Below are 14,156 nucleotides of genomic sequence, written 5' to 3' on the forward strand. Positions count from 1 at the left end.
TCGTTCGCAAATTCCTTCAAAAATCTGCTCCACCTATATGTTTTAACAATTCCTGTCTCTTCTTAATAAACACTTTTTATTGGAATTGTATCATGAAAATAATGAGATAAAATAAATCCTGCCTTCTTTACAGAGGATTGGTTAAAAATATTTAATTATTAAAAATCGCCAAGTATAATAATTACCGGCGATTTCTAACTTCTATCATAGCTCATATGAATAAGTCGCTTTGCCTTTTCAAAATCTTCATCATTATAAATACTGACTTCTAAATCCCCTGTTCCGATATGACCGATATTTCGTACATCACGGCTAAATCCTGGCTCGAGTTCAATTTCATCTGGATTCACTTTTAAAAATAAGACGATTTTTTCTGTCTGAGGATGCACTTCTAAGCAGACAAAATTTTTAATGCGCTTAAAGGCTATGTAGTATTTTAATACAGCCATTTGTACATCATCGCCTAGTGCCATAATATATGCTTTTATTGCTTCAAACCGGTCTTTTAATTCTGTACTGGATTGTTCCAGATATTCGGAGACTGTCTTATATCCGGGCTTCGATGAGTTAATATGGTTTTCAACTTCCAGTAATGGTTGTGCAGTTGTTGTATTTACTAAATCGAGCAAAAGAAATCCATCTTTATAAAACTTATACTGGTACAACTCAATGTTCCGATTAATTTGTTGAACAGCATGTTCGTCATATTTTGTGAATCCACCCGCAATACATAATAAGCGCGGATTCGTCCAATCAATTGCGTCAGCCAAGTCATTACCGTATTTGTGCATTACCATAAGAGTGAATTCTGCTTTATGATCCAACAGCCAGTCCAGATAATATAATCCTTGGTTAATGACATTTTCATTGACAGCTCGTTTATATTCGATAATAACTGGAGAGTTATTTTCATCAATACCTAATGTATCGATTCTGCCGCAATGTGTCTTACCAGTAGAATATTCTGATGCTAAAAACCGTACACCTAAAAATGTTTCAAGATTACGCTCAATAAGGGTTTGCAGCGATTTTTCAATTGTCAGAGATGTGCCTTCCAATTCACTTACATGTTCTCCATTTATACGAAATAATTTAATATCACCCATGAAACTACTCCTTCTTTTATTGTGCATCTAAAACTACGATTACAATAAATGAATAATGATAGTATACAATAAGCGTTGATATTTATGAGACATATTAGTCAATCTATGTAAAGAATACGGAAGAACGTAACAAAAGACTCCAATTCAATTTTAATAATGTTCCACTCGTTCGGAAATATGTTTGCAAAATTATTTTGGCTCTTGGAAATACTAGAGAAACCAATCAATACATTCATTACAAAGACTGCTTGATTATTAACTACATGAAATGTTTATTACCCTTTGCAAGAAAGGAAATCATGTTGCAAACGATACAGATGATGAAACAACAGGAGAAGCAAAAGTGGTATTGTTAATTACTTTTCTCTCAAGCGCCCAGTTTACGAACTATATGATAACTTAAATTTTAAGTCAATCGAATATCTAGACATGTCGAGCATGAGGAATTTCAAAGAGACATCAAGAAAAGGTAAAACAGTTTGAAGCGCATTTGAAAAAGCTTTGTGAAACTATATTATGTGAGGGGGATAATCGAGGAAGAAAAAATAAAAATCCAACTTGACACATATGTTTAATTTATTTAATATATTTACTAAAGATTTTTCGAAATATATAAATAGTTTCCTTTATTTCAAAAATAAACATGCCGACTGGATTACTAGAGGCTCTCAATTCAATGAAAATATTCATTTGAGTTGAGAGCCTCTTTTCGTTTTTCCGATGCTTGGTGCTCTAGACATGATCTATGGAGCATACACTGTTTGATTCGCAAATTAAATTACATATTTAAAATAAATCGTTCCGACCACAAAATGAGTTTGACTATATTGGGGGCTTAATCCCAATGGGAAATCAAGTGAAGATGCGAGGATTTTTGCCTTTAATTTATGGAAAAACTGAAATTTCTTGTTACAGTTCGGCCGGGGCTTGATCTTCTACCATAGCTGCATGAATGGTAGTGACGATTGACCGTTTCGCAACAGCAGATGGTTGAATAGGACGAGAGCCCGCAGCTTAGCGGGGATGGTTTATTTCTTGATCAAAACGCACGATTTAAGCTAACGGATGATTTTTCAATAATGTTATCGAAATATTTTGCCTGATCATAAAGTTCACCAGTGTGTTGAAGAAGAAGTCGTCCAATTAATGGCTATCCTAACTCTTTAGCCAACGCTTATTTCGGTGGATCAGGTATGGCTGCTATAAATGTAGCATCTGAACATGAATATTTACTTAACGTAGGGAAAGCCGCCTTGATTGCAGCTAAAAGCAAAAGCTGTCTGAAAAAATGAGATTTAGAATTCGATGTACCCATTATCTTAGAGAGTAAAGCAACTGAATGGTATGGAGACAGTTGAGTTAATTCGGCATGTTGAGGAAAAAAACATCACAAATTTTTTTTCGCATGGATTCATAAGGAGAGTTGTATGAGCGAACTCCATAAAAAAGAGAGCAAATCAGCCTTACTTATGGGCGGGTAGGTCTTGAACGAGGAGGTGCTGAAAAATTCCGGATGATAATATCAAAATCTTTTTTCTTTTCAAAATAGTACAGAAATTATTTAATACAATATTCACGCTTTACCGAATAAAGAACTTCCTTGTTATCGGTACAGGTGGTCATGGCAATAAAAATTTTGGCCAGAACGCAATATGATTGGAATGAATTGTAGGGAGGAAACAGCTCATGAAAAAGAAGAAAATGCATTTGCTTCAATATATGATGCCGCCTGTAACTCATCACAGCAGCGCGACATGGAAGCCGCGGAATATGACGATGACGAATGCTTTTCAATGGAATCGTCCGGAAATTTGGCAAGAGGTTGCCCAAATCGCCGAAAGAGGCAAACTTGATGCAGTATTTTTTGCCGATACGGAAGGCATCTATTCCGAGTATGAGAACAGCTACAAAAGTGCCGTTCGCTATGCCTCGCAAGTGCCTTGTTATGAACCGTCAGTTTTAATGGCATTTATGGGTGCGGTAACAAAGCATATTGGACTGACCATGACGTTTTCGGTGGCAGGTTATCCACCATACATTTTAGCACGCAAACTGGCCACCTTGGATCACCTGTCACGTGGACGTGTCGGCTGGAATGTTGTCACTGCTTTTCATAAGAATGCATCTGAAAACCTTGGGTTGAGTGTTGAACAGTATCATTTATCCCACGATCAGCGCTATGATCGGTTGGAAGAGTATATGGAGGTTTGCTACAAATTATGGGACAGCTGGGAGCCGGATGCAATCGTTATGGATGCAGAAAATAACATATTTGCCGATCCGGAAAAAGTGCATCCGATCAATCACGAAGGAAAATGGTTCAAGTGCAAAGGCCCATTGAATATCGATCGTTCCCCGCAAGGGCGCCCGGTTATCCTTCAGGCTGGACAATCATCACGCGGAATCCAATTTGCCGCTAAACATGCCGAACTTATTTTTACTCTTCAGCCTGATCGCGAAGCAATGAAGGTTTATTACAATCGTTTGAAAGAAGGAGCAGTGAAAGCTGGGCGCGATCCGGATGATGTCAGAGTCTGTTTTGGATTGCAAGTATTTGTTGGAGAAACAGAGGAAATTGCCCGTGCGAAAGCTGCACTCCACAATTCTCTCGTTCCGGCTGAAGCAGGGGTAACGATCTTGTCCGGTCACTTGGGCTACGATTTATCCAAACACGGACTGGACGAATTAATTGCTGATTTAAAAGTGCCTGGTATTCAAGGAATGATTGACGCTTATAAACATAGTAGTTCTAAAAATATAACCATTCGTGAGGCTGGGATGTTACATGGTCGCGGCGTCATGACTCCACAGTTAGTAGGTTCGCCAGAGCAAGTAGCCGATTGGATGGAAGAGACAATGAAGGAAGTAGGAGGAGACGGCTTTCTGTTAAGTCCAGCTTATTTGCCCGGCTCACTGGAAGAGTTTGTTGAGTTGGTGGTGCCAATTTTACAAAAACGCGGTTTGGCAAGGACAGAATATGTTGAAAACGGAACATTAAGGGATAATCTGAAGGCCCTGAACGCCTAAAAACTTGAGCAAATGCTGTAGTTTTCACCTTTCCTCGAGAAAAAGTGAGGATGGGCTGGAAAAACCATCATTTATATAGGGAGGATGAAAGCTTATGTCAAGAATTATTTCTGAAAATGAAAATCCTATCACGTTAACACTCGGTCAAGTACATGAAAAAATTCGTGAAATTGTGGATAAAGTTATCCGTCCCAATGCAGATCGTATTGATCGAAGCAAAGAATTTCCAAGTGAAAATATCGCCGTTCTTGCAAAAGAGGGGTTTAACAGTATTTTACTTCCAGAAAAATTAGAGGGATTGGGATTGAACTATTCTGCCTTTGCAATTGTTGTTCAGGAAATAGCGAAGGCATGTCCCTCCACTGCACTTATTTACACTATGCATGTAGAGGCAGCCCGCACGATATACTCTCATGGAAATGAAGATCAATGGGAACGGTGGTTGAAACCGATTCGCAGTGGAAAGTTTGGTACAACTTCAACCAGCGAAGGAGCAACAGGAGGACATTACTGGTACAACATAAGTGAAGCTGTAAGAACGGATGACGGGTACATTATTAATGCTCAAAAATCTTTCACCACGAGCAGTGGATTTGCGGATTTTTATGTATTCCAAACAAAAACACCAAATGCTAAATCACCAGATGACATTACTTATTTTATTGTGGACGGTCATCAAGAAGGGATAGAAGCTGGAGAATGGGCAGCGCTGGGAGTGCGTGGAAATCACAGCTCTTCGCTTACCCTTCGTAATGTTTTTGTAGATAAAAAGGATCGTTTAGGTGAAGAAGGTGAGGGAAAAGAAATTGTTCAAAACGGTATCGCTTACCTGATTGGTCTAGGGGCAACATGGACAGGAACCGCTATCGGGATTTTGGATGAAACACTTGCATATGCTAAGCGGAAAGTTCATCAGGATGTCAATAAGGCATTAAGCGATTATCAAGTTATTCGCAGCCAGCTAGCAAAAGCGAAAATTTTAACGGACAGCCTGCAAGCCTGGCAGAAGGATTTAGCTTCTCAATTGGATGAATGGTTAGAAAGCGGAGAAAAATACGCTCCAGAAGAGCTGAAAAATTCTTTACTTGAATTCAAAGTCCTAGCTTCCGATGCAGCCAATGAGATTGCACAAATAGGACTTGATATCAGCGGCGGATTCGGTTACCGTGAAGGAACTTTGGAAAGATTATATCGAGATGCCAGAGCAGGCAGCGCCATGGGACCATCAAATCATATCGCGCGAGAAATGATCGGGAAAAATTTGTTGGATTAGGGATAAACTAAAAAGATGCATCATCCAGAAAAAATAAAAGAAATAACAATAATAAATGATTTTGGGGGAGAAGACAAAATGAAAAGACTTTCGTATTTGATTTACATAATTTGCTTAATGGTACTAATAAGCGGTTGTGGAAAAGCTACTAATGCCGGTGAAGATAAAGATACATTAGTAATAGCAACGAATCCTTCGTTTAATGGTTTTCCAGAAATACTTGAATTTATAAAACCTAAGTTGAAAGAGGAAGGTATAGATTTAAAAATTGAATATGTAAATGACATTATTCAGCCTAATGAGCTCGTTCATGACAAAAGTGTTGATGCGAACGCTTTTCAACATATTCCTTATATGGAAGCTTACAACAAGCAGCATGGAACTAATTTAGTTGCAGCGATTAAAGTACTTGCTTGGCCTTCCGGACTTTATTCAAAGCGTTATAAAGACATAAAAGACGTTCCTGACGGGGCAACCATCAGTATACCGCAGGATCCTTCCAATAACGGAAGAGCGCTTGATTTCTTAGCAAAACATGGATTCATTAAATTGAAAGAAGGGGTAGGATTACAAGCAACTAAAAAAGATATCATTGAAAACAAAAGAAATTTCAAAATTATCGAATTAGATCAAGGAATGTCAGCAAAATCTCTTGATGATGTAGATTTAGCTTTTATTTTAGGAGGATATCAAACAGCAGTTGGTCTTCACTTAAAAGATGCGCTGCTTGCGGAAGACTCTAGCTCTGAATTTATAGGCGTTATCACGACTAGACCAGACAACCAAAATGACGAAAAAATCCAAAAATTAAAAAAGGTTTTGCATACACCGGAGGTTAAAAAATTCATTGAGGAAACATTCCATGGGGACATAATCCCAGTATTTGAATAATGGGGGCTGTCACAAATGATACATTTAAAAAATATAAAGAAAACTTATCAAATTAAAAAAGATGAGAAATTGGAAGCAATTAAATCCGTATCATTAAAAGTGGAAAAAGGGGATATCTATGGGATTATCGGATTTAGCGGAGCAGGAAAGTCAACTCTGCTTCGTACAATCAATCTCCTTGAAAAGCCTGATGAAGGGGAGGTTCTTATTGAAGGAAGAAATATAATGGCTTTAAAGAAGAAAGAGCTGCGGCATATGAGACAATCGATTTCCATGATATTTCAACATTTTAACTTGATTCATAATAAAACGGTTTATGACAATGTATCTTTTCCATTAGAAATTGCCGGAATACCATCCGTTAAACGTAAAAGTATAATAGAAGAATGTCTTTCCATAGTTCAATTAGAAGATAAAGCAAATCAATACCCCTCTAATTTAAGCGGGGGACAAAAACAAAGAGTTGCCATCGCAAGAGCTTTGGCAACGAACCCGAAAATTTTGTTATGTGATGAGCCTACATCAGCTTTAGATCCACAAACAACGGATAATATTCTATCCTTTTTAAAGAAAATTAATCAAGAGCTAAATATAACGATGGTTATTGTTACACATGAAATGGATGTAGTGAGAAAAATTTGCAATAAAGTAGCCGTAATGGAAAAAGGAAGTATTTTAGAGGAATTTTCGTTATCAGACAATCAATATAATCCTAAGTCTGATATTGCTAAATTAATATTTAATAAGGACAAAAGGATGATCCTAAATGTTTGAAAACATCATTCAACAAATTCCTGATATAATAGAAGCCACTAAGCAAACAGCCATTATGGTAGGTATTTCAGTAACAGCTGGCATACTATTTGGAATTCCTTTAGGAACGATTCTGTTTTTAACAAGAAAAGGGCAATTATTAGAACAGCCGCATATTTTCAATATTTTAAATTCATTAGTGAATTTAATTAACGCATTTCCATTATTAATTTTAATCGTAGCTGTCATTCCGTTTACTCGGCTGTTGGTAGGAACATCCGTGGGAACGGTTCCTGCCTCTGTACCGCTTTCGATCGCTATTATTCCTTATTTCGCCAGACTAATAGAACAATCTTTAGTGGAAGTAAATAAAGGGGTCATCGAAGCAGCTATTTCAATGGGAGCTAATATATTTCAAATTATATGGAAAGTAATGTTTGTTGAAGCGAGAGCAGGAATGGTAGTCAGCTTATCTAATATTATTATTCTTTTAATATCTTATTCTACCATAGCGGGTGTTGTTGGCGCAGGCGGTCTCGGAGATTTTGCCGTTCGAAATGGCTATTATCGTTATCAACCGGATATTATGCTTGCTACAGTTGTTATCATGATCATTTTAGTTTCCATTATTCAAATTAGCGGCAGCCGTTTAGCCAGTTTTTTGGATAAACGATAAGCTAAACGGAGTCATTTATTGCGGGATTTTTGAACATAGTGTCTTAACAAAATGATGATTCGTTTCAAAGCATTGCTTGAATCGAGATCTTCTATAAAGTTTTAGTAAAATCCAGTCTCGCATAAGAAAATGCGATTAACAATTGTTCCCCCTCTTTTAATTTTATATAGATGAAGGAAGCTGTTGACATGGGTTATTGTTCAACAGCTTCTTGTTTTAAACATAGTATTGGCTTCTTAAAAAAGTAGGGAATTTTAACGTTTTATTTTTTTCCTCATAATCAATTGTGTAAATTATTTGCACTGATTTTAAAAATTTCTTTCATACTTTCGGGTCAATTATAAAGATTATGTTAAAAATCGTATTTTCCGTTGATTTATATAAGTATATTGTTATATGTTTATTGAAGATAAGGAAATGATAATACTAAACAGTATTCATGTCGTGGATATGAAAAGACATTTTTTAGTGTGCGATGAACCATAAAGTAGATTGATATATAAGTAAATATTTATATAACTATATATGTATAGGGGTGTTCCAAATGCAAAAAGCAGTGGTGGAAATAGAAAAAGCAGCACACATTTTAAAGCTACTCGGTGATAAAACACGTTTAACGATTATGGCCATTTTAAAGCAACGCGAGTGTTGCGTCTGTGAGCTTCTCGAAGTATTTGATATGAGTCAGCCGGCTATTAGTCAGCATTTACGCAAGTTAAAAGATGCAGGATTAGTAAAAGAAGATAGAAGGGGGCAATGGATTTATTATTCTCTCAATCTAGAAAATGAGTTATATGATTGCATTCAAGAAATTCTGCAGCACATTCCAGATCAAACAGAGAATATTCGTAAGATTGAGGAAACCAACCCTACACTCCGTTGTGGTTGTTAACCTATTAATTTTAATTTAATTGGGAGGGAAAATGAATAATACGGGGAAAAAACGCCTATCGTTCTTGGATCGATATCTAACGCTTTGGATTTTCCTAGCTATGGCAGCAGGAATTGGCTTTGGATCTGTCTTTCCGGGCTTTGTAGACGCAATAAACAGTTTACAGGCAGGAACCACATCGATTCCAATTGCCATTGGTTTAATTTTCATGATGTATCCTCCGTTAGCAAAAGTTCGCTACGAGGAGATGGGACGCGTCTTTAAAGACATAAAAGTATTGGTTTTGTCCCTTGTACAAAATTGGATTATTGGACCAATATTGATGTTTGTATTGGCGATTGTATTTTTGCCGGATAAGCCGGAATACATGGTCGGACTCATCCTAATCGGTCTGGCACGTTGTATTGCGATGGTGATCGTCTGGAATGATTTAGCGAAAGGAGACAGAGAGTACGCAGCTGGGCTTGTAGCGTTTAACTCTGTATTCCAAGTGCTATTTTACTCTGTTTATGCGTATGTGTTTGTAACAATCATTCCAGAATGGTTAGGACTAGAAGGTGCTGTCGTTCATATTACAATGACGGAAGTCGCCAAGTCGGTGTTCATTTACTTAGGAATTCCGTTTCTTGGCGGAATGGTGACGCGCTTTTTGTTGGTAAAAGCAAAGGGCAGACAATGGTATGAAAAAGTATTCATTCCAAAAATCAGCCCGATTACATTGATTTCTTTATTGTTTACGATTATCGTCATGTTCTCTTTAAAAGGAGACGCTATCGTAAGTTTGCCGTTGGATGTAGTGAGAGTCGCCATTCCATTGTTCATTTACTTTGTATTGATGTTTTTCGTTTCCTTCTTCTTGGGGAAGAAATTTGGAGCGAGCTACCCTGTCACCACCACACTTGCCTTTACAGCCGGCAGCAATAACTTTGAGTTAGCGATTGCTGTAGCTGTTGGCGTGTTTGGGATCCATTCTGGTGCAGCATTTGCAGCTGTCATTGGACCACTTGTGGAAGTGCCTGTCATGATTGCATTGGTCAACGTAGCATTATGGTTTCAGCGAAAATACTTTAAAACCGAATCAGTATCATACTAACAACAGAGGTGCAATAAAACATGAAAAACAAAAAGATCATTTACTTCTTATGCACTGGCAACTCTTGCCGCAGCCAAATGGCAGAAGGATGGGCAAAAAAATATCTTGGCGACGAGTGGGAAGTGTACAGCGCCGGTATCGAAGCTCGCGGATTAAATCCAAACGCGGTAAAAGTCATGAAAGAAGTAGGAATTGATATTTCGAACCAAACATCGGATATCATTGATCCGGAAATTTTAAATAATGCTGATTTGGTCGTAACATTATGCGGTCACGCCGCAGACCATTGCCCGGTAACACCTCCGCACGTGAAACGCGTACATTGGGGATTCGATGATCCTGCGAAGGCAGAGGGGACAGAAGAAGAAAAATGGGCTGTTTTCATGCGTGTTCGCGATGAGATTGGTGAAAGAATTAAACGTTTTGCTGAGACTGGTGAATAACTTCCTTCAGTCCCTCCATATCAATAACAAAAAGAGCCTGGAGAACTTTCTCGGGCTCTTCGTGTTTTTTAGGAGAAGAATTAGACAATTAACGAAAAAGTCATATAGCATTGGCTGTTGCAAGACAATATCAACATTAAGATTAATAGATTTGCTGCAATGGGGCAGATTTTAGGGAGAAAAATAGATATTTAATTTAGGTAAAAGTTTTAAGGGATTTATAGTACGATTTGAGGCTTCAATTATTACATTTTTGAAACACCGCCCGATTTCTAACATTATTTTATTTTGGTTATGTGTAGTTTAAGTGGGGCTTGAAAGAATAAAATCGAGAAAGCTTCCGATACAAGCGTCGATTCACAATCGCCTGAATGTGGGACCTATTCAAGTTTCGATATTGGCTGTTTTATACGAGATGTTGATGTATGCGATGGATTCAACTACCGCTATGGAACGCACGTTAAAGAGTTAGGTGATTAGTTGTCGGATGACTTTCGAAAGACGGAACATTCCTTTCTCCAGGTCAGCTAAAGAAGCGTAGGAATAAGAAAGGCGAAGGTACTGGGCTGCATGCTTATCATAGACATTTCCTGGATTTAATAGAATTCCATGCTCTAATGATTTTTCAAAAAGTTCCCGTATGGAGATTGAAGGCAATATGCGCAGCCATATATAAAAACCACCTCTAGGAACAGTCCAGGTCGCAATATCGGAAAAATACCTCTGTAATAAATCAATCATGATCTCTCTTCGAACCTTCAATTCTTTTCTGACCTCTTCCAAATGTTGATGATAGAGCCCGCTTGCTAGCCATTCCGCAACTGCCCATTGAGACAAGGAACTGGATCCGTAATCGGTTTGCATTTTAATATCCGCCAATCGCTCAATAACAGGCTTCGGTCCGACTATCCAGCCGATTCTCAGACCGGGACTCAATGTTTTCGACATGCTCCCAAGATATAAAACAAGCCCATTTTTATCGATGGCTTTCAATGGTGGGGGAGGCGGTGAATCGAGCCAGAGTTCTCGGTATACGTCATCTTCAATAATCGGCAGCCGCTCCTTTTCGCATACATCGATCAGTTTTCTCCGTCTTTCTTCGGACATCAAAATTCCTGTTGGATTATGAAAGGACGGAATTGTATAAAGCAATGAAGCATTTTGCCGCTTTTTTTGTTCCGAAATCTTATTTGCTTGAATTCCATGCTCATCTAAAGGAAGTCCAAATAATCGCATTTCGACAGATTGAAATACATGCAGGGAATACAGGTACGATGGTTTTTCCAGAAAGATCGTAGCACCTCGCCGCAATAGACCTATTGATATCAATTGCAATGCCTGCAGAGCTCCTGACACAATCAAAATGGAAGAAGGGGAAGCTTCAATCCCGATGGTTTTCAAATATCTACTGAGCTGTTCCCTGAGAAAAAGCAGCCCTTTCGGTTCCTCGTAGCCAAGTGAATCAATGTGCCCCGTCAGCTTTTCAAATACTTGTTTCATCATCTCACGTGGAAATAAATCTGGAGAAAGCTCTCCTGTTCCTAGCCGGATGATATTTGAATCAAACTCTGCTTTATTGATTTCCTGTATCGTAGGCAAATTAGGATAATAACTCCCCGCTTGCACATAGGAATTCCAGTCTGGGAGAGGAGTAGAGGTCATCAAAGACCACGAATTGTTAATAATCTTGGTACCGCCTCCTCTTTTTCCTTCCAGCAATCCATCAGCAATCAATTCTTCCATAGCCGCCACGATCGTACTGCGGTTCACTCCGAATGCTTTGGCCAATGTGCGTTGAGGAGGGATTTTTGTCCCTAAAGTCCATTCTCCTGTTTCAATCTTTTCTTTAATATATTCTTTGATCTGGATATAAAGGGGAACTGGAGTCGATTTGTCTGGCTTCCAATCTAATTCATTCATGAAAAAATACTCTCCCTTTACAATCATATGAGTCGATTATACAACTTGGTTGGTATTGAATCCATCCAATTGGTTGGAGACAATAATCGATTTCCGGGTAAAATTGTATTCATATGCTATACAATAGGAGGGATTGGATTGGCGGAAGCCTTTATTCACGGACTTATTCTTGCATTTGGACTTATTCTTCCTCTTGGCGTCCAAAACGTTTTTATTTTTCATCAAGGAGCTCTTCAGAAACACTTCATTCATGCGCTCCCAGCCGTTTTAACTGCATCACTATGTGATACACTTTTAATCATCCTTGCTGTTTTCGGAGTATCTATTATGGTCTTGGGTTCTTTTTTGATCAAAACGATTATGCTGTGCTTAGGGATTTTATTTTTGTTATACATGGGGTGGAGCACTTGGAAAAGTACCCCTTCTGCTGTTAAAGAGAATAACGGAAAAACAGCCAAGGAAACTTTTACACCATTCAAACAAGTTGTGTTTTCAGCATCGGTCTCGCTGCTCAATCCACATGCGATCATGGATACGATTGGAGTGATCGGAACGAGTTCACTTCAATACAATGAAGGGGAAAAAGCAGCTTTTGCACTTGCCTGTATTCTAGTTTCCTGGATCTGGTTTGCGGGGCTGGCTTTGGCAGGGCGGAGAATAGGGGATCTAGATCAATCTGGACGTTTGATGAATGCTTTTAACAAAATTTCCGCGCTCGTCATGTGGGGAGCAGCGATTTATGTTGGATTCACACTGGCAAAATAAAAACAGGAGTTTACAGTAGAGGTTTCATTACTCCAAATAGTAAACTCTTGTAAGTCTATGAAACAGGATAATAAACTAAAAGAAAAAATCCAGTTGCTGATTACTATAATAATCGGGAGACCAATAACTAGGAGAAAATTTTTTTGCGGAGTTGAAAGGAGGAGATAGGATTGAAACACCCGTATGCTCATTATCGTTCTTTATTTCCTGTTTTAGCATCGAAAATCCATCTGGCGAGCTGTTCGCAAGGAGCCATTTCAAAAAATGTTTCCGAATCGATTGAAGCGTATATGAATAGTTTGCTAACGGCGGGGGTTAATTGGAATCAAGCAATAAAAGTAGTTGAACAGGCAAAATACCGTTTTGCAAAATTAATCGGTGCTGAACCTAATGAAATTGCTGTATTATGCTCGGTCTCTGACATTTTTTCTACTATCGCCTCTTCACTTTCTTTTGAAAAAGGGAAAAATATCATTGTGACGACAGATATGGACTTTCCAACCGCCGGTCATGTATGGCTCGCTCAGGAGAAATTTGGAGCAAAGGTCAGATTTATTCCTTCTCAACAAGGAGTCATTCCTTTAGAATATTATGAACGTTATGTAACGTCTGACACACTTGTCACATCCATTTCCCATGTCTGTTATTACAACGGTTTTAAACAAGATCTCAAAGCGATTGCAGACATTGTTCATCGTAAAGGTTCACTTCTTTTTGTTGATGCATATCAATCTGCTGGACAGGTGCCTATTGATGTAAAGAAAATGGATATCGACATATTGGCAGCAGGAACAAGGAAATACTTGTTAGGTATTCCGGGAATATCCTTCCTATACATAAAAGCTGAATTGGCAGAGAAATGGAAGCCGCGCGTCACAGGATGGTTTGGTCAAGAGGATCATTCGAAATTCAATGTTCATCAAATTATACCAGCAGCTGGAACACGTCGTTTTGAGACTGGAACGCCTTCTTTTATAAGCGCTTATGCAGCAGCTGCCGCTATTCGTTTACTTCTTGAAATAGGAGTGGAGAATATATCTTCTCATTTAAACCTATTAGCTCAATTCGCATTAGATTATGGACAAGAAAAAGGATTACACACTGTTACTCCTTTATCGGCTCACAAAAGAGGCGGCATAACTGCTTTTTATGTAAAAAATGCTGGGCAAATAGAATCGATCTTGAAAGAGAGAAATATCATTGTTTCTGCTAGAAACGACGTCATCCGAATCGCTCCTCATTTTTACAATACGCAGGATGATATTCGGCAAGCAATTGACGAGCTAACAACTGTTTTAACAGCGAATAAATAAGCAG

12 protein-coding genes are annotated in these 14,156 nt (G+C 38.3%); 10 read left to right on the top strand and 2 right to left on the bottom strand.

The features are described 5' to 3' along the window. Positions 1–194: 194 nt before the first annotated feature. Positions 195–1,106: a DUF5655 domain-containing protein gene (locus RI196_RS09255; protein WP_311067309.1), complete on the bottom strand. Its 912-nt coding sequence runs from the start codon at positions 1,104–1,106 to the stop codon at positions 195–197. A 1,686-nt stretch (positions 1,107–2,792) separates the two neighbouring features. Here RI196_RS09255 and RI196_RS09260 point away from each other — a divergent pair. The 8 genes from RI196_RS09260 to arsC all read left to right on the top strand — a co-directional run bounded on the left by RI196_RS09260 (position 2,793) and on the right by arsC (position 10,154). After that, a complete protein-coding gene (locus tag RI196_RS09260; protein ID WP_311067310.1) occupies positions 2,793–4,133 on the top strand; it encodes an LLM class flavin-dependent oxidoreductase in 1,341 nt (446 codons plus the stop codon). 94 nt (positions 4,134–4,227) lie between these two features. After that, the gene (locus tag RI196_RS09265; RefSeq protein ID WP_311066108.1) at positions 4,228–5,406 is read left to right on the top strand and encodes an acyl-CoA dehydrogenase family protein; all 1,179 of its coding nucleotides are present in this window, start codon (positions 4,228–4,230) and stop codon (positions 5,404–5,406) included. A 15-nt stretch (positions 5,407–5,421) separates the two neighbouring features. Continuing rightward, positions 5,422–6,297, top strand: coding sequence for a MetQ/NlpA family ABC transporter substrate-binding protein (locus RI196_RS09270; protein ID WP_311066109.1), 876 nt, complete (start codon positions 5,422–5,424; stop codon positions 6,295–6,297). A gap of 15 nt (positions 6,298–6,312) precedes the next feature. Then, positions 6,313–7,071, top strand: coding sequence for a methionine ABC transporter ATP-binding protein (locus RI196_RS09275; protein WP_063388322.1), 759 nt, complete (start codon positions 6,313–6,315; stop codon positions 7,069–7,071). After that, complete coding sequence (locus RI196_RS09280) at positions 7,064–7,726, top strand: methionine ABC transporter permease (protein ID WP_063388321.1); 663 nt, start codon at positions 7,064–7,066, stop codon at positions 7,724–7,726. The genes RI196_RS09275 and RI196_RS09280 overlap by 8 nt, the downstream gene beginning before the upstream one ends. A 544-nt stretch (positions 7,727–8,270) precedes the next feature. After that, positions 8,271–8,618, top strand: a complete 348-nt coding sequence (locus RI196_RS09285) for an ArsR/SmtB family transcription factor (protein ID WP_311066110.1) — start codon at positions 8,271–8,273, stop codon at positions 8,616–8,618. A 31-nt stretch (positions 8,619–8,649) separates the two neighbouring features. After that, on the top strand, positions 8,650–9,711 hold the full coding sequence (arsB, locus tag RI196_RS09290) for an ACR3 family arsenite efflux transporter (RefSeq protein ID WP_311066111.1): 1,062 nt from the start codon (positions 8,650–8,652) through the stop codon (positions 9,709–9,711). A 20-nt stretch (positions 9,712–9,731) separates the two neighbouring features. Further along, entirely contained in the window at positions 9,732–10,154 is a 423-nt protein-coding gene (gene arsC / locus RI196_RS09295; protein ID WP_311066112.1) for an arsenate reductase (thioredoxin), read from the top strand. Positions 10,155–10,622: 468 nt separating this feature from the next. Here the strand turns inward: arsC and pdxR are convergent, their stop codons facing one another. Next, positions 10,623–12,074, bottom strand: a complete 1,452-nt coding sequence (gene pdxR, locus RI196_RS09300) for a MocR-like pyridoxine biosynthesis transcription factor PdxR (protein WP_311066113.1) — start codon at positions 12,072–12,074, stop codon at positions 10,623–10,625. A gap of 138 nt (positions 12,075–12,212) precedes the next feature. On the opposite strand from pdxR, the gene RI196_RS09305 reads away from it, so the two are divergent. After that, complete coding sequence (locus RI196_RS09305; protein WP_066250744.1) at positions 12,213–12,839, top strand: LysE/ArgO family amino acid transporter; 627 nt, start codon at positions 12,213–12,215, stop codon at positions 12,837–12,839. A 170-nt stretch (positions 12,840–13,009) separates the two neighbouring features. Further along, a complete protein-coding gene (locus RI196_RS09310) occupies positions 13,010–14,152 on the top strand; it encodes an aminotransferase class V-fold PLP-dependent enzyme (protein WP_311066114.1) in 1,143 nt (380 codons plus the stop codon). Positions 14,153–14,156: the final 4 nt, after the last annotated feature.

The organism is Aeribacillus composti (genome assembly GCF_031760945.1).
GTDB lineage: Bacteria > Bacillota > Bacilli > Bacillales > Aeribacillaceae > Aeribacillus > Aeribacillus composti.